15 protein-coding genes and 1 pseudogene are annotated in these 21,214 nt (G+C 73.4%); 12 read left to right on the forward strand and 4 right to left on the reverse strand.

Annotation, left to right across the window (positions count from 1 at the left end; all coding sequences use genetic code 11):
• Positions 1-24: 24 nt before the first annotated feature.
• A pseudogene (locus ACIF80_RS00670) lies at positions 25-249 on the forward strand (hypothetical protein); the annotation flags it as partial.
• Here ACIF80_RS00670 and ACIF80_RS00675 read toward each other — a convergent pair.
• Positions 239-1,264, reverse strand: a complete 1,026-nt coding sequence (locus ACIF80_RS00675; protein WP_399797590.1) for a saccharopine dehydrogenase family protein — start codon at positions 1,262-1,264, stop codon at positions 239-241. The pseudogene ACIF80_RS00670 and the gene ACIF80_RS00675 sit on opposite strands and share 11 nt — an antisense overlap.
• A gap of 106 nt (positions 1,265-1,370) precedes the next feature.
• On the opposite strand from ACIF80_RS00675, the gene ACIF80_RS00680 reads away from it, so the two are divergent.
• Together ACIF80_RS00680 and ACIF80_RS00685 are read left to right on the forward strand one after the other, a co-directional pair.
• Complete coding sequence (locus tag ACIF80_RS00680; protein ID WP_399797593.1) at positions 1,371-2,393, forward strand: helix-turn-helix domain-containing protein; 1,023 nt, start codon at positions 1,371-1,373, stop codon at positions 2,391-2,393.
• 111 nt (positions 2,394-2,504) lie between these two features.
• Positions 2,505-2,795, forward strand: a complete 291-nt coding sequence (locus ACIF80_RS00685) for a hypothetical protein (protein WP_399797596.1) — start codon at positions 2,505-2,507, stop codon at positions 2,793-2,795.
• A 127-nt stretch (positions 2,796-2,922) separates the two neighbouring features.
• Here the strand turns inward: ACIF80_RS00685 and ACIF80_RS00690 are convergent, their stop codons facing one another.
• The 3 genes from ACIF80_RS00690 to ACIF80_RS00700 form a co-directional block, all read right to left on the reverse strand.
• The gene (locus ACIF80_RS00690) at positions 2,923-3,915 is read right to left on the reverse strand and encodes an NAD(P)-dependent alcohol dehydrogenase (RefSeq protein WP_399797598.1); all 993 of its coding nucleotides are present in this window, start codon (positions 3,913-3,915) and stop codon (positions 2,923-2,925) included.
• Positions 3,916-4,212: 297 nt separating this feature from the next.
• Positions 4,213-4,926 (reverse strand): TetR/AcrR family transcriptional regulator, encoded by a 714-nt coding sequence (locus ACIF80_RS00695; protein WP_399797600.1) that lies wholly within the window; start codon positions 4,924-4,926, stop codon positions 4,213-4,215.
• A gap of 211 nt (positions 4,927-5,137) precedes the next feature.
• Positions 5,138-5,635: a MarR family winged helix-turn-helix transcriptional regulator gene (locus ACIF80_RS00700; RefSeq protein WP_399797602.1), complete on the reverse strand. Its 498-nt coding sequence runs from the start codon at positions 5,633-5,635 to the stop codon at positions 5,138-5,140.
• 93 nt (positions 5,636-5,728) lie between these two features.
• Between ACIF80_RS00700 and ACIF80_RS00705 the strand changes: the two genes are divergently transcribed.
• The 9 genes from ACIF80_RS00705 to ACIF80_RS00745 all read left to right on the forward strand — a co-directional run bounded on the left by ACIF80_RS00705 (position 5,729) and on the right by ACIF80_RS00745 (position 21,102).
• Positions 5,729-7,933 carry an MMPL family transporter gene (locus ACIF80_RS00705; protein ID WP_399797604.1) on the forward strand — a complete coding sequence of 735 codons (2,205 nt, stop codon included), beginning with the start codon at positions 5,729-5,731 and terminating at the stop codon, positions 7,931-7,933.
• A 100-nt stretch (positions 7,934-8,033) separates the two neighbouring features.
• Positions 8,034-9,653: an SDR family oxidoreductase gene (locus ACIF80_RS00710; protein ID WP_399799344.1), complete on the forward strand. Its 1,620-nt coding sequence runs from the start codon at positions 8,034-8,036 to the stop codon at positions 9,651-9,653.
• A gap of 202 nt (positions 9,654-9,855) precedes the next feature.
• A complete protein-coding gene (locus tag ACIF80_RS00715; protein ID WP_399797607.1) occupies positions 9,856-11,229 on the forward strand; it encodes a cryptochrome/photolyase family protein in 1,374 nt (457 codons plus the stop codon).
• Between the two features lie 150 nt (positions 11,230-11,379).
• On the forward strand, positions 11,380-12,114 hold the full coding sequence (locus ACIF80_RS00720) for a GntR family transcriptional regulator (protein WP_399797610.1): 735 nt from the start codon (positions 11,380-11,382) through the stop codon (positions 12,112-12,114).
• 109 nt (positions 12,115-12,223) lie between these two features.
• Positions 12,224-15,832: an urea carboxylase gene (uca, locus tag ACIF80_RS00725; RefSeq protein ID WP_399797612.1), complete on the forward strand. Its 3,609-nt coding sequence runs from the start codon at positions 12,224-12,226 to the stop codon at positions 15,830-15,832.
• Positions 15,829-17,553, forward strand: coding sequence for an allophanate hydrolase (gene atzF, locus ACIF80_RS00730; RefSeq protein WP_399797614.1), 1,725 nt, complete (start codon positions 15,829-15,831; stop codon positions 17,551-17,553). The genes uca and atzF overlap by 4 nt, the downstream gene beginning before the upstream one ends.
• Before the next feature lie 404 nt (positions 17,554-17,957).
• Positions 17,958-19,310, forward strand: a complete 1,353-nt coding sequence (locus tag ACIF80_RS00735) for an extracellular solute-binding protein (protein WP_399797617.1) — start codon at positions 17,958-17,960, stop codon at positions 19,308-19,310.
• A complete protein-coding gene (locus ACIF80_RS00740; protein WP_399797620.1) occupies positions 19,307-20,245 on the forward strand; it encodes a carbohydrate ABC transporter permease in 939 nt (312 codons plus the stop codon). The genes ACIF80_RS00735 and ACIF80_RS00740 overlap by 4 nt, the downstream gene beginning before the upstream one ends.
• Positions 20,242-21,102 (forward strand): carbohydrate ABC transporter permease, encoded by an 861-nt coding sequence (locus tag ACIF80_RS00745; RefSeq protein ID WP_399797623.1) that lies wholly within the window; start codon positions 20,242-20,244, stop codon positions 21,100-21,102. The genes ACIF80_RS00740 and ACIF80_RS00745 overlap by 4 nt, the downstream gene beginning before the upstream one ends.
• Positions 21,103-21,214: the final 112 nt, after the last annotated feature.

The raw sequence follows: 21,214 nt of genomic DNA on the forward strand, positions 1-21,214 counted from the left end.
CGACCTGCGGACGCGTGCCACGGACACGGCGGATTGATTCCCACGGACTGTGGTCTCCACGGTCACAGGTGCGCCATCGACGCCATGTTCGGCGCCACGGCACTGGCCGCGTCCGGGCGCGGGTGCGGGCCCGGGCGCGGACGCGGGCCCGTCGCGGTCCTCACCTCCGGTGCCGAGAGCCTCACCGCGCTGTGCGGTGGGCGGGTCACTGTCATGAAGGTCTGGGCACGGGGGCCCTTCAGCGGGTGACCGTGAGGTGTGCGGACAGTGCGTTCAGGAAGTCCGGGGCGTCGAAGAGGGCGCCGGCCGAGGCGACGCCGGTCGTCCGCGTACGGCCGGTGAGGATGCGGTGGACCGCTTCCACCGCGAGGGGTGCGGTGACGGCGTAGATGTCGCGGCCGCTCGCCACGGCGCGGCGTTGTTCGCCGCCGGAGCGTACGACGGCGTCGACGAGGAAGGTCTGGGCGGACCGGCCGCTCCCGTCGGAGGCGGTCGGCGCGGGGGTGTCGGGGGACGCGAGGTCCCCGGCCGCCTCGACCGTCATGTAGGTGCGTACGTCGGGGACGGTCAGGTGGCTGGGGACGGTGACGACGTCGGCCATGGTGAACTCCCCGATCACGGACCGGACTCCGAGTGGTTCGGGGAAGGTCCATTTCAGGGTGGGCGGGGCGTCGTCGCGGTATTCCAGCGCGCCGTTCCGGTAGGTGACGCGCCGGCCTTCCCTGCGCCGGTGGGAGACCGCGCCCGCGGCGCGGGTTCCGGGTGTGGGGTGCCAGCTGTTCAGGCCGTACGCGACGTGTGCCTCGTCGGCCGTCGTCCAGTCGCCCATCGCCGTGGTGACCAGGAGGTCGCCGAGGCCGCCGTAGAAGGCCATCGCGGGAAGCACCACCGTGTCCGCGGCGCGGGCGCGGTCCGTGTAGTGCGTGAACGTGTCGAGATTCGCTTCGACCTCGGCCGCCACGTCCACGTACGGGATCCCGGCGCGCAGTGCCGCCTCGATCAGCGGGGCGGCGGTGGAGGCGAAGGGGCCGGCGCAGTTGATGACGGCGGCCGCGCCGGACAGGGCGCGGTCGAGCGAGGCCGGGTCGTCGGCCGAGGCCCGACGGGTGTCGAGTCCCGGGCAGGACTCCGTGAGCGCCCCCAGTCTGTCCGTGTCGCGGCCGGACGGGAGCGGGACGTATCCCCGGTCCCGCAGCTCCGCCACCACGAAGCGCCCGGTGTGCCCGTAGGCGCCGAAGACCGCCACCGTGTGATCCGATCCCATCGGTTCCCCCTCGTTCTCGTTCCGGATTGACCGTCCGTCAGCATCCTTGCTCCGGTGGCCGGTCGGCACGAGTGTCCGGAACGACACGGGCCGTACACTTCCGGACATGGGCACTGTGGGCACGGTGGGTACTGTCGCGCTCGCCGTCACCGACGGGATGCTGCACTTCGAACTGTCCGTGGCCCACGAGGTGTTCGGCGCCGATCTGTCCGGTGTGGTCGACCCCTGGTACCGCCTTGTCGTCTGCGGGCCGGGTGCCGTGCGGGTCGGACGGTTCCGGCTGGAGCCGGACTGCGGGCTCGACCGGCTTCCGTACGCCGGCACGGTGATCGTCCCCGGGTGGGCCGACGTCGACGTGGAGCCGCCCGCGGAGCTGGTCGACGCGGTGCGCGCGGCCCATGAGGCGGGCGCGCGGGTGGCCTCCCTGTGCACGGGCGCGTTCGTGCTGGCGGCCGCCGGTCTGCTGGACGGCCGGCGCGCGACCACGCACTGGGCGCACACCGGGGCGCTGGCCGCCCGTTGTCCCGGGACGGAGGTCGATCCGGACGTGCTCTACGTCGACAACGGCAGCGTGCTCACCTCCGCGGGCAAGGCCGCCGCGATGGACCTGTGCCTGCACCTGGTCCGCCGTGACCACGGTTCGGCGGTCGCCAACACGGTCGCCCGCCGCCTGGTCGTGCCCCCGCACCGGGCGGGCGGCCAGGCCCAGTTTGTCACCGCGCCGGTGCCCGACCGGGACGACCACGCGCTGGCCGGGCTGTTCCCCTGGGTGCTCGAACGGCTCGACCGGCCTCTGACCGTGGAGGACCTGGCCCGCCGGGCGAGCATGAGCTCGCGCCATCTGGGCCGCCGGTTCAGGGCGGTGACCGGCACCACCCCGCTGCAGTGGCTGCTGACCCAGCGGATCCGGCGGGCCCAGGAGTTGCTGGAGACCACCGGCGACAGCGTCGACGCCATCGCGGCGGCCACCGGCATGGGCACCGCGACGACGCTGCGCCGGCACTTCAACCGCGCCCTCGGGGTCCCCCCGGACACCTACCGCCGCACCTTCCGCAGTTCACGGTCCGGCGGGGAACACGACAGTGGGGAACACGGCAGCCGGGAACATTTCGGCTCCGCGTCGCGCTGACCGTGGTGTCCCGCCGGACATCACGGACAGGCAGGACACACCCACCGGGCACAGCGGACAGGACACCAGCCGGAGTTACCGGGCCGGCCGGCGTGAAGGAGTGTGAGACGGATGACGACGACAGGGCGTGACCTGCCTACCGCGACCGAGAGCCCTTCGCTCGTGACAGCCTGCGGGCGCAGGATCGCGGTGCGGTGTCTGCGGCTCGCACCCGCGGACCGGCCCATCAGCAGGGTCACTCTGGACGTCGGCCAGGAGCGGGGAGGCGAGCCGGGGACGTGGGCGGCGCTCACTGCCGACGAGGCGCGTGCCCTGGCCCGTCTGCTTCTCCTGCACGCCGGACTCGCCGAAGGGGACAACGGCCCCGGGGAGCCGTCGCGGCAGGGCCTCGCCTCCTTCTGATCCCAGGACACCGGCTGGTCCCAGGACACCGGCTGGTCCCAGGACACCGGCTCCCGGGACGTCGCCTCCCGGGAACCAACGGTGCGCGCACGCGGTCCGGTGGTCGGCGCGGGACGGGTGGACGTGCTCACGCCACGGTGATCACGGCTTTGCCGCGGGCGTGGCCCCGCTCCACATGGCGCACGCCCTCGGCCGCGTCGGCCAGGGCGTAGCTCCGGTCGACCACCGGGGTGAGCGTGCCGGCCTCGATGAGCGCGGTGACGGCGAGCAGGTCCTCCCGGGTCGGCCCGGCCGGGGCCGCCGGAAGGATCGGGCGCAGCCGCTGCCGGACGACCGCGTCGACCGCGCTCACGTGCAGCAGGGCGCCGACGGCTCCGAACACGCGGCCGGGGGAGCCTCCTCCGTTGGCCACCAGGGTCCCCGTCGGGGTGAGCGTTCGGCGCAGGCGGCTCAGCGGGCGGTTGCCCACGTTGTCCAGGATCACGTCGTAGCGTGCGCGGGCATCGGTGAAGTCCTCACGGGTGTGGTCGACGACGTGTGCGGCTCCCAGTGAGCGCACCAGCTCGACATTGTGGGTGCCGCACACCCCCGTGACCTCCGCGCCCAGAGCCGCGGCGATCTGTACGGCGAACGTGCCCACGCCGCCGGCGGCCCCGTTGACCAGGACCCGCTGCCCCGGCCGCGTCCGGCCCACGGTCCGGATGCCGCGCAGGGCGGTCACCGCGCCCATGGGCACGGCCGCGGCCTGCTCGAAGGTCAGGTTCGCCGGTTTGGGCACCAGCAGGTCCGCCGTGGTGCGCGCGTACTCGGCGAAGGAGCCCACGCAGAAGCCCAGGACCTCGTCGCCGGGCCGGAGTCCGCGCACGTCGGCGCCGACCGCCTCCACCTGCCCGGCCGCGTCGACCCCGGCCACCCGGGACTTCGGGCGGGTCAGCCCCACGCCTCCCGACAGCCGCGCCACGTACGGGTCGCCGCGCATCATGTGCCAGTCGTAGGGGTTGAGCGCGGCCGCGCGGACGCGCACCAGCACCTGTCCGGCCGCGTCGATCCCGGGCCGGTCGGTCTCCGCCAGCCGCAGGATGTCCGGTGGGCCGAACCGCTCCTGAACGATCGCCTTCATCGGGTCTCCCCCGTCCCCTGGTGATCGATGGCGGCTCACCGTTCCCGTCGGAACCGCCCCCGGTCGACCGGCGGTGGACACATTCACGGTGGCGCCATTGGTGTACGGCGTACACCTTGGGCGCACCATAGGTGTACGTCGTACACCCGTCAAGGGGTACGGGAAGAGCCGGCGGGGCGCACCGGACGGGCGGCAATCGACGCGGACGAGCCTGCGGGCAGGCGAGGACGGCGCCGGAGGGGCCTGCCGGCCCGGAGGGACCTGCTGAGAGGTGCCGCTGGGCCCTTCAGCGGTGGGTCAGGGAGTGTCCCGGAGCCGGAGTCTGAGCCGTTCGAGACCGTCCAGCGTCAGGTCCAGAGCGAACTCGAACTCGAACTGGTCGTCGCAGCCGGAGCCGACGACGGACTCCGGGTCGTGGGCGACCGCCGTGGCCAGTGCCGTGATGTGGGGGTAACGCGTGGCCATGTCCTCGGGCGGCATCGCGTCCGGATCCGGCTCGCGGCCGGGGGTGTCCTCGAACAGCTCCTGGGAGAAGCCCAGCAGGCGGCTGCCCATGACGTGCATCGCGTGATGGACCAGGTCGATCGGGAACCCCCCGGACCGGAAGATCCCGATCATCGAGTCCAGGTACTCCATCACCGCCGGGGTGGGGGTGGCCCGCGCCTTCGTCCGTGACTCGATGACCCCGGGCGCCCAGGGGTGACGCAGCAGCATGCGGCGGGCCGACAGCACCCGGCGGCGGACGGTGGTCCTCCAGTCGGCGTGACCGGCCGGCGGGTCGATCTCGCCGACGACGACGTCGATCATTCCGTCCAGCAGCTCGTTCTTGTTGGCCACGTGCTTGTACAGCGCCATGGGCACGACGCCGAGCGCCTGCGCGATCCTGCGCATGCTGAGCGCGTCGACCCCGCCCTCGTCGGCGAGGGTGACGGCGGTGCCCAGAATCCGCTCCCTGTTCAAGGGGGTGCGGGGCTGTGCGGGGGCGTCGGCCTGCGTGCTCGTCTCCACCATTCCCTCTCGTGCGGGCAAGGCCCGGAGCCGGGCCGTCCTCCCCGTGGGACGGGTACGGCGGACGGCGCGCGGCCATGGTAGCTCCCGGCCGCCACGACGAAGCCCGGCAGCCGCACGCCGTCCCGTCACCGTCGGGGGGCGTGTCGTCCCGCCAAGAGGCGTGTCGTCTCGCCAGGAGGTGTGGCGGCCCGCCAGGAGGTGTGGCGTCTCGTCAGGAGGTGTGGCGGCCGAGGAGGACGAGTTCCCGGTTCAGTTCGGCGAGGAAGCAGGTCACCGTCGTCAGTTCCTCGCGGGTGAAGCGGGAGCGGGCGGTTTCGGTGCCCCGGGCCAGGGGACGGAAGAAGTCGGCGGCGACGGCCCTGGCCGCCTCCTCGTAGTGCAGGTGGACCACGCGGCGGTCGCCCAGGGCGCGTACGCGGCGGATGTGGCCCGCTCTCTCCAGGCGGTCGATGCAGGCCGTCACCGCGCCCGAGGTGAGGTCGAGCTGGTCGCGCAGCCGGCCGGGAGTCATCGGGCCGTCGGCCGTGTCGGCGTCCAGGATCGCGACCAGGGCCTGTACATCGGTGAGGTGCAGACCCTGCGCCTGGGCGAACTCGTGGGCGATGCGGTTGAACTCGGTGTTCATCCGGCGCAGCAGCACCGCGAACGTCTGCATCCCTACGGGGTCGTCCCCCGGAAGGGAGGACGAGGGGGTTTCGGTGCCGGACATGTGGTCAGTATATATTGATTCAATCATTGAGATACTTGATGATTGAGATTTACTGTCCTGCTCCTTTCCGTTCCGATGTCGCTTGGGGATCCGATGAGAACCACACCGCGCTGGGGCCGGTGGCTCGTGCCGCTCGTCCTGCTGATCGTCTGGCTGGGTGTGGGCGGCATGCTCGGCCCCTACGCGGGCAAGCTGGGCGAGGTCTCCACCAACGACCAGGCCGCGTTCCTGCCGCAGAGTGCCGAGTCGACCAAGGTCCTCGAAGCGGGTGAGGCGTTCGAGGAGGCCGGGGCGGCCCGTACGGTTCCCGCCATCGTGGTGTGGACGGTCGACAAGGGCGGGGACGCCACGGTCACCGAGGCGCAGCAGAAGGCGGCCACCCGGGCGGTCGGCGGGCTCGCCGGGCGGCCCGGAGTCGTCGGCACTCCGTCGCCCGCCCTCGTCTCCGACGACAAGCAGGCCATGCAGGCCGTCGTCCCGCTGAAGCCCGACCTCGACGACGACCTGTCCAAGGTCCTGGACGAGATCCGGGAGACGGCGAAGAGCGTGCCGGGGACCACGGCGCAGATCGCGGGACCGGCGGCGAGCCAGGCCGATCTGTCGGACGCGTTCGCCGGGATCGACGGACTGCTGCTGGGCGTGGCGCTCGCCGCGGTGCTGGTGATCCTCCTGCTGGTCTACCGGAGCGTCCTGCTGCCGTTCCTGATCATCCTCGGGTCCGTCTTCGCCCTCGGCCTCGCCTGCGCGGTCGTGTACGCGCTGGCCGACCGGGACGTCGTCCGGGTGGACGGCCAGGTGCAGGGCATTCTCTCCATCCTCGTGATCGGCGCCGCCACGGACTACGCGCTGCTGCTGACCGCGCGCTTCCGCGAGGAACTCACCGCGCGCGGGGACCGGGTCGCGGCCGCGACGGCCGCGGTGCGCCGCTCGTTCGGGGCGATCACGGCCAGCGCCGCGACCGTGGCGCTCGGCCTGCTGGCCCTGCTCGCCAGCGACCTCACGAACAACCGCGCTCTCGGGCCGGTCGGCGCCATCGGCATCGTGTGCTCCGTGCTCTCCACCCTCACCTTCCTGCCGGCCGTGCTGGCCCTGCTGGGACGCAGTGCCTTCTGGCCCTCCCGGCCGAAGGAGGCCGAAAGCGCGCCCTCCCCGGACGGCTCCGGGGAGAAGCACGGTGTGTGGCAGCGGGTCGCCGCGACCGTGGACCGGCGGCCGCGCGCGACGTGGGTGGTGACCGCTCTGGTGCTCGCCGTCTTCGCGGCCTTCTCCCCGGCCCTCTCCTCGAAGGGCGTCCCGCTCGACGAGATCTTCGTCGGCGAGGCCTCCTCGGTCTCCGCCCAGGAGGCGCTCGGCGAGCACTTCCCCGGCGGCTCCGGCAACCCCGCCGTCATCGTCGCCGACGCCGGCCGTGCCGCTCAGGTGACGGCCGCGGCCGAGAAGACCGACGGCGTGGCGTCGGCCGCCACGATCTCCCCCTCGGGACGTCCCGGGGGTGAGCCGCTCGTCGCCGACGGCCGCGTCCAGATCTCCGCCACCCTCGAGGCCGGGGCCGACAGCGACGCCGCCAAGGAGACCGTCGAACGGCTCCGCCAGAACGTGCACGCGGTCCCCGGGGCCGACGCGCTGGTCGGCGGCTACACGGCGCAGCAGTACGACACCCAGGAGACCGCCGCCCGGGACCGTACGGTGATCGTGCCCGTCGTCCTGTGCATCATCCTGCTGATCCTCGTCCTGCTGCTGCGCTCGCTGCTCGTACCGGTGCTGCTGGTGGCGACCGTGGGGCTCAACTTCCTGGCGACCCTCGGGGTCTCGGCACTCGTCTTCGAGCATCTCCTCGGGTTCTCGGGCACGGACGCCTCGGTACCGCTGTACGGGTTCGTGTTCCTGGTGGCGCTGGGCGTCGACTACAACATCTTCCTGATGTCCCGGGTCCGGGAGGAGGCGCTCACGCACGGCAGCCGGCAGGGCGTGCTGCGCGGGCTCACCACCACCGGCGGGGTCATCACCTCGGCCGGTGTCGTCCTCGCGGCGACGTTCGCGGCCCTGATGGTGATTCCCCTGGCCTTCCTGGTCCAGATCGCGTTCATCGTGGCCTTCGGCGTCCTGCTCGACACCCTCGTGGTCCGCTCGCTCCTGGTGCCCGCGCTCGTGATCGACATCGGCCCGCGGGCGTGGTGGCCGAGCGTCCTGGCCCGCAAGGGCGACACGGGGGCCGATGCCGGTTCCGGGACCGGAGCCGGATCCGGGGCCGGCGCCGGTCCCGCCTCCGACGCCGGATCCGGTTCCCGGTCCGGCTGAACGGGCGCGGGCACCGCGCTGCCGCCATGATCGGACGAGAGGAAGAGGAAAGCAGCCTCGGGCGAGCGCGGAGGAGACGGACGTGGGCACCGACGCGGGGATGAACGCGGGGACGGACACCGGCCCGGACGGGCAGCGGGACGAGGGCGGCGCCGAGCGGCTGCACTGCCTGGTCACCGGTGCCTCCGGATACATCGGAGGGCGTCTCGTGCCGGAGCTGCTGCGGGCCGGGCACCGGGTGCGGTGCCTCGCCCGCTCTCCCGGCAAGCTCCGCGACCATCCCTGGGCGGGCGACGTCGAGACCGTCCGGGGCGACGTCACCGACCCCGGTTCGGTCGCCGGGGCCCTGCGCGGGATCGACGTCGCCTACTACCTGGTGCACGCCCTCGGGAGCGGCTCCGGGTTCGAGGAGACCGACCGGCAGGCGGCCCGGACCTTCGCGGAGGAGGCCCGGGCCGCCGGCGTACGGCGCATCGTCTACCTGGGCGGGCTGACCCCGCGCGGTGTCCCGGAGCAGTCCCTGTCCCCGCATCTGCGCTCCCGCGCCGAGGTCGGGCGGATCTTCCTCGACGGGCCGGTGCCCGCCACCGTGCTGCGGGCCGCGGTCGTCATCGGCTCGGGGTCGGCGTCGTTCGAGATGCTGCGCTACCTGACCGAGCGGCTGCCGGTCATGGTGACCCCCAGCTGGGTGCACACCCGGATCCAGCCGGTCGCGGTACGCGATGTGCTGCGGTACCTCGTCGGCTCGGCCGGCATGCCCGCGGACGTCGACCGGGCGTTCGACATCGGGGGGCCGGACGTCCTCACCTACCGCGAGATGATGCGGCGGTACGCCGTCGTGGCCGGACTGCGGCGGCGGCTCGTCGTGACGGTGCCGGTGCTCACCCCGAGCCTGTCCAGCCACTGGATCGGGCTCGTCACCCCCGTACCCGCCTCCCTGGCCCGGCCGTTGACGGAATCGCTGCGCCACGAGGTCGTCTGCCACGAGCACGACATCGCCCGGTACGTGCCCGACGCGCCGGGCCGTCCGCTGCCGTTCGACGAGGCGCTGGCCCTCGCGCTGCGGAGGGTGCGGGAGGCGCAGGTCGCCACGCGCTGGTCGTCCGCGAGCGTGCCGGGGGCGCCCAGTGATCCGCTGCCCACCGACCCCGACTGGGCCGGCGGGAGTCTCTACCAGGACGAGCGCCGGATGCCGGTCGAGGCGTCCGTGGAGTCGCTGTGGAAGGTGATCGAGGGCATCGGCGGGGACAACGGCTGGTACTCCTTCCCCCTGGCCTGGGCGGTGCGGGGCTGGCTGGACCGGTTCGTCGGCGGTGTCGGCCTGCGGCGCGGGCGGCGTGACGCCGAACGGCTGCGGGTCGGGGACTCGCTGGACTTCTGGCGGGTCGAGGAGATCGAGCCCGGCCGGCTGCTGCGGCTGCGGGCCGAGATGCGGCTGCCGGGCCTGGCGTGGCTGGAGATGTACGCCGACACGGACGACGAGGGCCGTACTCGTTACCGGCAGCGCGCCCTGTTCCACCCGCGTGGACTGCTGGGCCACGCCTACTGGTGGTCCGTCGCCCCGTTCCACGCCGTCGTTTTCGGCGGCATGGCCCGCAACATCACCCAGGCGGCCGCGAAGGGCATGAGCGCGCACGGGGCCGAGGCGCGCACGGGCCGCCGCGGAAGCCAGGGGCCCGCACGACGCGCACGGCCCGCACGACGCCTGCGGCGCGGATGACGCAGATGACGCCTGCGGCGCGGGTGACGCGGGTGACCCGTGGGGATCAGCCACCGGGACATGGAGGAGTTCCTGCGGCGCGGGTGACGTGGGTGACCCTTCCGGCGGCAGCGCGCTCGGCTCCGCATCCGCGTGCCGGGAACAGCCCGAAGAGACGGCGGGAAAGCAAGCAAGGCCTCATGCACGACCAGGAGCAGCCCTCATGACCGTCGCGGTCGTCCTGTTCACCTCGGACCTGCGTCTGCACGACCATCCGCCGCTGCGCGCCGCCCTCGCCGCGGCCGACGAGGTGGTGCCGCTCTTCGTGCGCGACCCCGGTGTCCACGCGGCCGGCTTCGACGCGCCGAACCGTGCCGCCTTCCTCGCCGACTGCCTGCGGGACCTCGACGCCTCGCTGCGCCGGCGCGGCGGCCGGCTCGTCGTCCGTACGGGGCCGGTGGTCCGGGAGGCCGGCGCGGTCGCCGCGGAGTGCGGGGCCGCGGAGGTGCACATGGCGGCGGGCGTCAGCGGCTACGCCCAGCGGCGGGAGGAGCGGCTGCGGGAGGACCTCGGCCGGCGCGGGGTGGCGCTGCGCGTGCACGACGCCGTGACCACCGCCGTCGCCGCCGGGGCCGTGACGCCCGCCGGGTCCGACCACTACGCCGTGTTCACCCCCTACTTCCGCCGTTGGTCGCAGGAGCGGCTGCGGGGAATCTGCCCGGCGCCGCGCACCGTGCGGGTCCCCGACGCGGTGCGCGGCGAGCCGCTGCCCTCCCGTGACGGCCTGCCCGGCCTCTCGCCCGGCCTCCCCGCCGGGGGCGAGACGCGAGGGCGCGAACGGTTCGCCCGGTGGGCGCGGTCCCGGATGCCGGCGTACGAGGAGGGGCACGACGACATGGCGGGCGACGCGACCTCCCGGCTCTCGCCCTACCTCCACTTCGGGGCCCTCTCGCCGGTGGAACTCGTCCAGCGGGCCCGCTCGCGGGGTGGCGCCGGGGCGGAGGCCTTCGTACGCCAGTTGTGCTGGCGCGACTTCCACCACCAGGTGCTGGCGGCGCGGCCCGAGGCGTCCCGGCGGGACTACCGCCCCCGGCACGACCGGTGGCGGACCGAGGCCGAGGCGGCCGAGGACGTCGCCGCGTGGCGGGAGGGCCGTACCGGTTATCCGGTCGTCGACGCGGCGATGCGCCAACTGCTCCACGAGGGCTGGATGCACAACCGGGCACGGCTGCTGACGGCGAGCTTCCTGGCCAAGACTCTGTACGTGGACTGGCGGGTCGGCGCCCGGCACTTCCTGGACCTGCTCGTGGACGGCGACCTCGTCAACAACCAGCTCAACTGGCAGTGGGTCGCCGGGACCGGCACCGACTCCCGCCCGAACCGCGTCCTCAACCCCGTGCGCCAGGGCCTGCGTTACGACCCGGGCGGCGCCTACGTACGGCGCTGGGTGCCCGAACTGAAGGACGTGGACGGGCGGAACGTGCACGAGCCCTGGCGGCTGCCGGCGGAACGACGTGCCGCCCTGGGCTACCCCGCCCCGTTGCTCGATCTCGCCGACGGGCTGGCCCGCTTCCAGCACGCCCGCGGCCTCGACTGAGCCCGGGACCCGCGCTCCGCGCTCCGGGCTCCGGGCTCCGGGCTCCAGGCTCCGGGCTCCGGGGCGAGGACTCCGGGGTGAGGACTCGGAAACGAGGCGTTCACGGCGCGAAGTCTCCTGGGAAACAAGGGGTTCCTAGCGTCTGCACGCATGGATTCGATGCTGTATACACCGCTGGACACGGGCCCGGTCGGGCCGCTGTCCACGGGTTCGCTGCGCGACCGGGTGTACACGGAGTTGCGGGCCGCCGTGCTCGACGGTGGGTTCGGGGCGCGTGAGCGGCTGAGCGACGTACGGCTGGCCACTCGCTTCGGGGTGTCCCGGACGCCCGTGCGGGAGGCGCTGGCGCGGCTGCTGGCGGACGGGCTGATCGAGCGGGGCGACGGCGGTTACTTCGTCACGGTCCTCGGCCTCGCCCAGCTGAAGGACCTCTACGAACTCCGGATCACCCTGGAGCTGCGCGGTGTCTCCCGCGCGATCGAGGATCCCTCCGTACGGCACGATCCGGCGGTCGTCGCCGCCGAACTGGAGCGCTGGTACGCGATGCGCGAGCGGCCGCCGGCGCCGGATCCGCGTTTCGTGGTCCAGGACGAGCGGTTCCACGCCGAGTTGTCCCGCGCCTCGGGCAATCCGGCCCTCACGGACGCGCTCGTGGCGGTCGGTGAGCGCATCCGCCGGGTGCGGATGTACGACTTCCTCACCGAGGACCGGGTCCGGGCGACCGTCACCGAACACATCGAGATCATGGAACTCGTCCGCGACGGACGGCTCGACGAGGCCTACCGCGCCCTGCACGCCCATGTCGGCGACTCGATGGACGTGGTGCTGGAACGCGCCCGGCGCGCCATGACCCAGATGGCGCTGCACGCCGACGACCACCGCTGAATCCCCGCCGGGCCCAGGGCCCCGCCCTCTCACCTCTGCCAGGCCCGCCGCCCGTGCCACCCGTGCCGCCCCCGCCGTCCCTGCCGTCCGTTCCGGAGGAGCTGCCGTCATGTTCGACACCCTGCTCGTCGCCAACCGCGGAGAGATCGCCTGCCGCATCATCCGCAGCGCCCGCGCGCTGGGGCTGCGTACCGTCGCGGTGTACTCGGACGCCGACGGCGCCGCCCCGCACGTCCGGATGGCCGACGAGGCCGTACGGCTCGGCCCGGCACCCGCCGCCGAGAGCTATCTGCGGGCCGACCTGGTCCTGGAGGCGGCGCTGGCCACCGGCGCCGGAGCGGTCCACCCCGGGTACGGCTTCCTGTCGGAGAGCGCCGCCTTCGCCACCGCCGTGGAGGACGCCGGCCTGGTCTTCGTCGGCCCCGCCCCGGCCCAGCTGGAGGTCTTCGGCGCCAAGCACACCGCCCGGACCGCCGCGCACACGGTCGGTGTGCCGCTGCTGCCCGGCAGCGGACTGCTCGCCGACGAGGACGCGGCGCTGCGCGCGGCGCAGGAGACCGGCTACCCGGTGATGCTCAAGGCGACGGGCGGCGGGGGCGGCATCGGCATGCAGGCGTGCGCCGGGCCGGAGGAGCTGCGGGAGGCGTTCGGCCGGGTGACGCGGCTCGCCCGGGGCAGCTTCGGGGACGGCGGCGTGTTCCTGGAGCGGTACGTCGGCCGGGCCCGCCACGTCGAGGTGCAGGTCTTCGGCGACGGGGCGGGGGAGGTCGTGGTCCTCGGTGACCGCGACTGTTCGCTGCAGCGCCGCAACCAGAAGGTCCTCGAGGAGGCCCCGGCGCCCGGTCTGCCGCCACGGTTGCGCGCCCGACTGCACTCCGCCGCACGGGACTTGTGCGCCTCGGTCGCCTACCGTTCCGCCGGCACCGTCGAGTTCGTGTACGACGCGGAGCGCGAGGAGGCGTACTTCCTGGAGGTCAACACCCGTCTCCAGGTGGAACATCCGGTCACCGAGGAGATCACCGGCGTCGACCTCGTCGCCTGGATGCTGCGCCTGGCCCGCGGCGAGTCGGACTTCCTGACCGTCCCCGGGCCCGGCAGCGGTCCCGGGCCCGGCAGCACCCCCGGCGCGGCCCACATCCACGCGGTCGAGGCGCGCGTCTACGCCGAGGACCCGTCCCGCGACCACCGGCCCAGTTCCGGGCTGCTGACCCGCGTCCACTTCCCCGAGGGCGTACGCGTGGACGGCTGGGCGGAGACCGGGCAGCAGGTGTCCACGGCGTACGACCCGATGCTCGCCAAGGTCGTCGCGACCGGCAGGGACCGCGCGGAGGCGTTCGCCCGGCTCGCGGCGGCGCTGGACGAGACCCGCGTGGACGGTGTGGAGACCAACCTCGGGCTGCTGCGCGCCGCGTGCCGTACGCCGGACGTGCTGGAGGTGCGGCACACCACCGCGACCCTCGCGGGGATCACCGACCCGCGCCCGCGCGTCGACGTCGTCCGCGGGGGCACCCAGACCACCGTGCAGGACTGGCCCGGCCGTACCGGCTACTGGGAGGTGGGCGTCCCGCCCGGCGGTCCGATGGACGACCTCTCCTTCCGGCTCGGCAACACCGCCGTCGGCAACCCCGTGGGAGCCCCGGGTCTGGAGTGCACCCTGGAGGGTCCGGCGCTGCGGTTCTCGCACCCGGCGGTCGTCTGCGTCACGGGCGCCCCCGCCGGGATCAGCGTCGACGGGCGGCCCGCCGCCCAGTGGCAGCCGGTCGAGCTGGCCGCCGGGCAGCTGCTGGACGTCGGCACGCCCCAGGGCCCCGGCATGCGGACGTACGTGCTGGTCCGCGGCGGCCTCGACGTGCCCGGCCATCTCGGCAGCGCGGCCACCTTCACCCTGGGCGGCTTCGGCGGGCACGCCGGCCGTGCCCTGCGCACCGGGGACGTCCTGCACCCGGCCGATCCGGCCGACGGCGCCCCCGCGCCCGCGCCCGTCCCCGTGGCCGACCGCCCTCACTTCACCGCCCACTGGCGGATCGCGGTGAGCGAAGGCCCGCACCCCGCACCGGACTTCCTCACCCGCGACGGACTGAGGACGGTGTACGCCGCCGACTGGAAGGTGTCCGCCCAGTCCGCCCGCACCGGTGTCCGGCTCATCGGCCCGCGCCCCGAGTGGGCCCGCCCGGACGGCGGCGAGGCGGGGCTCCACCCCTCCAACGTGCACGACACCGCGTACTCGGTCGGCGCGGTCAACTTCACCGGCGACATCCCGGCGATCCTCGGCCCGGACGGGCCCAGCCTCGGCGGCTTCGCCTGCCCGGTCACCGTGGTGCGCGGCGAGCGCTGGAAGAGCGGGCAGCTGCGCCCCGGCGACACCGTACGGTTCGTGCCGGTCGGCGAGGACGTCGCCGACCAGCTGCGCCGTACGCCCGCCCTGCTCACGGCGGGCGGCCCGGACGGTGACGACGGTGTCCTCGCCCGCCGCCCGGCCACCGACACCGCTCCCGAGGTCACCTACCGGCGCGGCGCGGACGACAACATCCTCGTCGAGTACGGCCCGATGACCCTCGACCTGGCCCTGCGGATGCGGGTCCACGCCCTCGCCCGGCACCTGGGCGCCCTCGCTCCCCGCGGCCTGGTCGACTCCACTCCCGGCGTCCGTTCCCTGCACCTGCACACCGACCCCGACGTCCTGCCGCTGCGCAGACTGCTCGCGATGCTCCGGGAGGCCGAGGACGAGCTGCCCGCGACCGCCGATCTGACCGTCCCCAGCAGGGAGGTCCACCTCCCGATGTCCTGGAACGACCCGACGGTCGACGAGGCCGTCTCCCGCTACGGCGCCTCCATCCGGGACGACGCGCCGTGGAACCCGTCCAACATCGAGTTCATCCGCCGGATCAACGGCCTGGACAGCGTGGACGACGTACGCAGGACGGTCTTCGACGCCGCGTACCTGGTCCTCGGTCTCGGTGACGTCTACCTCGGCGCCCCGGCCGCGACCCCGCTCGACCCGCGGCACCGCCTGGTCACCACCAAGTACAACCCGGCCCGCACCTGGACCGCCGAGGCCGGCGTCGGGATCGGCGGCGCCTATCTGTGCATCTACGGCATGGAGAGCCCCGGCGGCTACCAGCTGATCGGGCGGACCGTGCCGATCTGGGGCGGGCTGCGGCCACCACGCTCCTTCGCCGACGGCACCCCGTGGCTGCTGCGGTTCTTCGACCGCATCGTCTGGCACCCCGTCGAGGCCGGCGAACTCCTCGACATCCGGGCCGACCTGGCCGCCGGCCGCAGGAGCCTCGACATCCGGCCCGGCACCTTCTCCCTCGCCGAGCACGAGGCGTTCCTGCGTGAGAACGCCGCGGACATCACCGCGTTCCGTACCCGCCAGGCCGCCGCCTTCGAGGCCGAGCGGCAGGCGTGGGAGGCGGCGGGCGAGTTCGCCGACCGCCCCCTGCCCGAGCCGGGCGCCGGCACCGCCCCGGTCGCCGTTCCGCCCGGCGGGAGCCTCGTGGAGGCGCCGCTCAGCTCCACCGTGTGGAAGGTCGAGGCCGGGCCCGGCACCACCGTCGAGCCCGGCCAGCCCCTGGTCGTCCTGGAGGCCATGAAGATGGAGGTGGTGGTCCGGGCGCCCGGACACGGCACCGTGACCGACGTACTCGTCTCCACCGGACAGCACATCGACGCCGGCACCCCGCTGGCCGTCGTCGTACGAGAGGAAGCAGCGTGACCCTCGACCCGACCCCGAGCTGCGTGGAACGCGTCGCCGCCGCGTACCGGCGCATCGCCGGGACCGACCGTCCGGAGATCTGGATCACCCTGCGGGACGAGCAGGACGTGCTGGCCGAGGCACGGGCGCTCGACGAGCGGGTGGCGGCGGGCTCGCCCGGCACGTCGCTGCCGTTGGCGGGCGTGCTGGTGGCGGTCAAGGACAACATCGACGTTGCCGGGCTGCCCACCACGGCCGGCTGCCCCGCGTACGCCTATACGCCGGAGGTCTCCGCGCCGGCCGTGCGGCGGCTGGTGACATCGGGGGCGATCGTGCTGGGCAAGACGAACCTGGACCAGTTCGCCACCGGTCTCGTAGGCACTCGCAGCCCGTACGGCGCGGTCCGCGGGGCGCTGCGCCCCGAGAAGGTCTCCGGCGGTTCGAGTTCCGGCTCGGCGGTCGCGGTCGCGCTGGGCATCGCCGACATCGCGCTCGGCACCGACACCGCGGGGTCCGGCCGGGTGCCCGCCGCCTTCAACGGCATCGTGGGCATCAAGCCCACCCTGGGCCTGGTCCCCTCCGCGGGGGTGGTGCCGGCCGCACGTTCCTACGACGCGGTCACCGTGCTCGCCCGTACTCTGACGGAGGCGCAGCAGGCCATGGCCCGCATGGTGGGCCCGGACGCCGGCGATCCGCGCGGACGCGACTGGCCGGACGACGTACGGCTGGCCGCGCCCGAGCGCCCGCGCGTCGCGGTGCCCCGGGACGAGGACCTGGCCCCGCTGTCACCGGCGGCCCGGGCCGCCTTCCGCGGCGCCGTCGAACGACTGGAGGCGGCCGGGGCGGAGACGGCCGTCATCGACGTCTCCCCGCTGCTGCGGGCCGCGCGGCTGCTGTACGACGGCGCCCTGGTCGCCGAACGCTACGCGGCCGTGGGCGAGTTCATCGCGCGTGACCCGTCGGTGGCGGACCCGACGGTGGCCGGGATCATCCTGGCTGCCGGGGAGATCCCCGCCCATGCGCTGGCGGCGGACCAGGAGCGGCTGGACCGGCACAAGGTGGAGGCCGGCCGGCTGCTGGCCGGCTTCGACGCCCTGCTGCTGCCGACCACGACCGGGCATCCCGACATCGCCGAGGTCCTGGCCGACCCGGTCGGGGTGAACAAGCGGCTGGGCACCTACACCAACTTCGTCAACCTGCTGGACATGGCCGCCGTGGCGGTCCCGGCCGGGGAGGCGGACGGCAGTCCGTTCGGCGTCAGCATCATCACCCGTGCCTTCGAGGACCAGCCGGCGCTCGACGTCGCGGCCCTGCTGACCGGGGAGCAGGCGCCGACTCCGCTGCCCGGTACGGGAGTCGGGCTCGCCGTGTTCGGCGCCCACCTGCGCGGCCAGCCCTTGAACCACCAGCTCACCGGCTTGGGGGCGCGGTTCGCGGGTGAGGTCGTCACCGCCCCGCACTACCGGCTCGCCGCCCTGGACACCGTCCCCGCCAAGCCGGGCCTGGTCCGGGTCGCCCCGGGGGCCGGGGCCGGGATCACCGGAGAGCTCTGGACCCTCTCCCCCGCCGCCCTCGGGCGGTTCCTCGCCGCGCTGCCCGCGCCCATGTCCCTCGGGCGCGTCGAACTCGGCGACGGGACATGGGTCCTCGGTTTCCAGTGCGACCCTGAGTCGGCCGCGGCCGGCACCGACATCACCCGTCTCGGCGGCTGGCGCGCCCACTTGGCGGCCGGGGCCCCCTGAACGGGGCTTGCCCTCCCCGCTCCGCCCCTGCCCTGGTCCGCCCCACTGCCGGACGAAGGCCCCGGGGGTCCTTGAGACCCCGGGGCCTTCGGATTCTCCGGCTCCTGCGGCGCACCCTGCCGGGCGGCGGTCACCGGCCGAGGGCCGCGAGGATCGCCGGCCGGTCCGTCCGGCGATCCGGTGGTCGCCAGTGGTGCCGCACAGGGCTTCCGGCCGGACCGTGCGGCCCCGTCCCGGTGACACCACCGTTCGCACCCCGCTCGCACCCCGCAGGCACGACCGATCGCTCTCCGCCCACACCCTTGCTGTTCACGTATATAAATGCTGTTCACTGTCTTGATGGGGCGGGCCGTCTGTGCGTAGAGTCCGGACACCTCGCCCGTACGCACTGGACGGAGCCACTCGTGTCCAAGCAACTCCGCAAGCCAAGAGGAGGGCGGCAGGCCGGCGTTCTCGCCGCCGTTCTCGCCGTGACCGCTGCCACCGCCACCGCCTGCTCCTCGGGGGGCACAGCTCAGCAGGACGAGTCCCAGCCGCTGGAGGTCTGGATCCGGCAGGACGCCGGGAGTCCCGCCGCGGAGTCGGCCGAGGCCCTCACCAAGGCCTTCAGCAAGGAGAGCGGCATCGAGGCGAAGCTGGTCGCCGTCGGTGTGACGGACTTCGAGACCAAACTTCAGCAGCGCACCGCGCAGAAGAACCTGCCGGACATCGTCATCAACGACACGGGCCAGCTGGGCAACCTGGTGACCCAGGGACTGGTCCGCGAGGTCGACCGCGACGGCGTGGCCGGGAGCGCCGATCTCGCCGACCGCGCCTGGGAGGCCGCGCGGGGTTACGACGGCAAGTACTACGGCGTGCCCTTCAACTCGCAGACCTTCGCCCTGCTGGTGCGCAAGGACTGGCGGGAGGCCGTGGGCGCCGACGTTCCCGAAACCTGGGACGAACTCACCGAACTGGCCGTGAAGTTCACCGAGGACGACCCGGACGGCAACGGCAGGAACGACACCGCCGGCATGGTGATACCCGGGAGCACCACCCGCGGCTACCTGACCTGGTGGTTCTCGACCATGCTGTGGTCCGAGGGCGGCGACTTCGTCAAGGAGCGGGGCGAGGGCTACGCGGCCGCGATCGACGAGCCCGCGTCGGTGAAGGCGGTCGAGAAGCTCCAGGCGATGTTCTGCGACTCCAAGGTCGCGCAGCCGGGCGCCAGCACCGCCGACTCCTCGGCCACCCACACCTTCTTCGAGAGCGGCAGGGGCGGCATCTACCTGACCGGCCCGTACATGCTGCCGCGCTTCGACGGATCGCTCGGCAAGGACAAGTACGAGGTGATCGCGCCGCCGCCGGGTGCCGGCGGCGAGACCGTCCTGGCGGAGGGCGAGAACGTCTACCTGATGGCCGGCTCCGGCAATGAGAAGGGCCAGCAGGCGTACGCCGAGTTCGCCGCCTCCCCGGCAGGCCAGAAGATCGGTCTCGGCGTCGACAACGGCGGCATCATCGTCCGGCTGCCGGTCAACACGACGGTCGACGGGGCCGCCGAGCGCAAGGACCCGCGCTGGGAGACCTTCCAGGAGGTCTACGACAAGTCCGGCCGCAACGCGCCGGCCCTGCCCAACTGGTCCACCGTTCGGCAGATGTCGTCCGAGGGTCTGAACGGCGTCGTCTCCGCATGCTCGCGCGACGCGGGCAAGGCGATGGGTGAGCTGGCGGACGAGCTGGACGCCGAGCTCGAGAAGCAGGGGGCCAAGGGCGCATGACGGTGACCGAGGCACGGACGTCACCGGGCCCGGACACCCGGCGTCCGCTCCGCGCGGGCCCGCCGGCGAAGGTGCGGCTGCGACGGGCCGCGACACCGTGGCTCTTCCTGGCCCCGGCCCTGCTGCTCTTCCTGTACTTCAAGTTCATCCCCATGGCCCAGGCCGTGCGGATGAGCTTCGAGGAGGTCCGTCCGTTCCTCGGCAACACCTATGTCGGCGGCGCGAACTACGCCGAGATCGCGGGAAGTTCCGACTTCGGCGCGGCGGTGTGGCACACCGTGGTCCTGGCCGTGGCGACCACCGCCGGGTCGATCGTGCTCGGTCTCGCGCTGGCGCTGCTGCTGGAGGGGCAGACCCGGAGCCTGTGGTTCGTCCGGTCGGCGATCTTCCTGCCGGTGGTCACGGCCATGGCGGTGGTGGCCGAGGTGTGGCGGGTCATGTACTACCCGGCCGAGGGCGGGGCGCTGAACTCGGTGCTGTCCGTCTTCGGTCTGGGGCCGAGCGAGTTCCTGAACTCGCCGGACAGCTCACTGGCGTCCATCGCCTTCGTCGGCATCTGGCGGGGCGCCCCCTACGACATGATGATCTTCCTGGCCGGGCTGGCCGGCGTGGACCGGGTGCTGTACGAGGCGTCGGCGGTCGACGGCGCCTCGCGCTTCCGCCGGATCTGGCACGTCACGCTGCCCGGTCTGCGGCCGGTGTTCGCGATCCTGCTGACCCTGGCGGCGATCCGGGGCCTGCGGATCTTCACCGAGGTGTTCCTGCTCACCAACGGCGGGCCGGACGGCTCGACGGAGGTGCTGCTGACGCTCACGTACAAGCTCGGACTCGAACGCAACGAGCTGGGTGTGGCGGCGGCCGGAACCGTCCTGCTGTTCCTGGTTCTGCTGGTGCTGACCGTCGCGTCGCGACTGCGCAGGAGGGAGGCCCGATGAGGAACGAGACCGCGCTCGGCCTGCAGGAGGCGCGCGGGCCATGGGCCCGGGCCGCCCGGTTCGTCCTGTACACCGTCCTTTTCGCGATCTTCGCGGGGCCGCTGCTGGCGCTGATGGTCGGCGCCTTCACGCCGACCGTGGACCCGACGCAGTTCACCCTGTTCCCCGACCGGCTGTCACTCGACAACCTGGAACGGGCGATCGACCGCAACGTCCTGGACTACCTCCTCAACTCCTTCATCGTGGTCGGCGTCGGCCTGGCCCTGCAGGTCCTGGTCAGCGTCTTCGCCGGCTACGCCCTGGCCCGTAAGCGCTTCCGCGGTTCGGCGACGGTGCTGGTGGTCGTCCTGGCGACGATGATGCTGCCGGAGGAGGTGCTGGCCGTACCGCTGTCGGTACTGCTGGCGGATCTGCCGGTGGTGCACATCAGCCTGGTCGGCTCGCTGGCCGGCATGATCGTGCCGGTGGCGGCGTGGGGTTTCTCCATCCTGGTCATGACCGAGTTCATGAAGGAGATCCCCAAGGAGCTGGAGGAGTCGGCGAAGCTGGACGGCGCGGGCGAGTTCCGCATCTTCTGGCAGGTCGTGCTGCCCCTGTGCCGTCCCGCCCTGGGCGTCATCGGCATCTTCGGCTTCACCATGATCTGGGACCAGTACATGCTCCCCCTGCTGGTCGCCACGGACCCGGCGCAGTACACCCTGCCGCTGGCCCTGCGTTCCATGCGCTCGGACGACCAGGTGGGCATCGGCGTGCTGCTCGTGGGCGCGTTCCTGGCCATGCTGCCGTCGGTACTCGCCTTCCTGGCCCTCCAGCGCTCGTTCATCCGGGGACTGACGTCGGGGGCGGTCAAAGGGTAGCGGGAGGGGCGGCCGGGGGACCGTCCACCGCTCCCCCGCGCAGGGCGTGCCGATGCGCTCCCGCTCCAGGCCGACGCGGGCGCTCCGGGGCCGGGCAGGACCCGGTCCGGTC

It is taken from the genome of Streptomyces sp. NPDC085927, from assembly GCF_044540975.1.
Classification (GTDB): domain Bacteria; phylum Actinomycetota; class Actinomycetes; order Streptomycetales; family Streptomycetaceae; genus Streptomyces; species Streptomyces hirsutus.

Excerpts from the sequence above, each read along its gene's own strand:
- ACIF80_RS00675 (WP_399797590.1), bottom strand. The coding sequence starts at position 1,264 with ATGGGATCGGATCACACGGTGGCGGTCTTCGGCGCCTACGGGCACACC.
- ACIF80_RS00680 (WP_399797593.1), top strand. The coding sequence starts at position 1,371 with ATGGGCACTGTGGGCACGGTGGGTACTGTCGCGCTCGCCGTCACCGAC.
- ACIF80_RS00685 (WP_399797596.1), top strand. The coding sequence starts at position 2,505 with ATGACGACGACAGGGCGTGACCTGCCTACCGCGACCGAGAGCCCTTCG.
- ACIF80_RS00690 (WP_399797598.1), bottom strand. The coding sequence starts at position 3,915 with ATGAAGGCGATCGTTCAGGAGCGGTTCGGCCCACCGGACATCCTGCGG.
- ACIF80_RS00695 (WP_399797600.1), bottom strand. The coding sequence starts at position 4,926 with ATGGTGGAGACGAGCACGCAGGCCGACGCCCCCGCACAGCCCCGCACC.
- ACIF80_RS00700 (WP_399797602.1), bottom strand. The coding sequence starts at position 5,635 with ATGTCCGGCACCGAAACCCCCTCGTCCTCCCTTCCGGGGGACGACCCC.
- ACIF80_RS00705 (WP_399797604.1), top strand. The coding sequence starts at position 5,729 with ATGAGAACCACACCGCGCTGGGGCCGGTGGCTCGTGCCGCTCGTCCTG.
- ACIF80_RS00710 (WP_399799344.1), top strand. The coding sequence starts at position 8,034 with ATGAACGCGGGGACGGACACCGGCCCGGACGGGCAGCGGGACGAGGGC.
- ACIF80_RS00715 (WP_399797607.1), top strand. The coding sequence starts at position 9,856 with ATGACCGTCGCGGTCGTCCTGTTCACCTCGGACCTGCGTCTGCACGAC.
- ACIF80_RS00720 (WP_399797610.1), top strand. The coding sequence starts at position 11,380 with ATGGATTCGATGCTGTATACACCGCTGGACACGGGCCCGGTCGGGCCG.
- uca (WP_399797612.1), top strand. The coding sequence starts at position 12,224 with ATGTTCGACACCCTGCTCGTCGCCAACCGCGGAGAGATCGCCTGCCGC.
- ACIF80_RS00740 (WP_399797620.1), top strand. The coding sequence starts at position 19,307 with ATGACGGTGACCGAGGCACGGACGTCACCGGGCCCGGACACCCGGCGT.
- ACIF80_RS00745 (WP_399797623.1), top strand. The coding sequence starts at position 20,242 with ATGAGGAACGAGACCGCGCTCGGCCTGCAGGAGGCGCGCGGGCCATGG.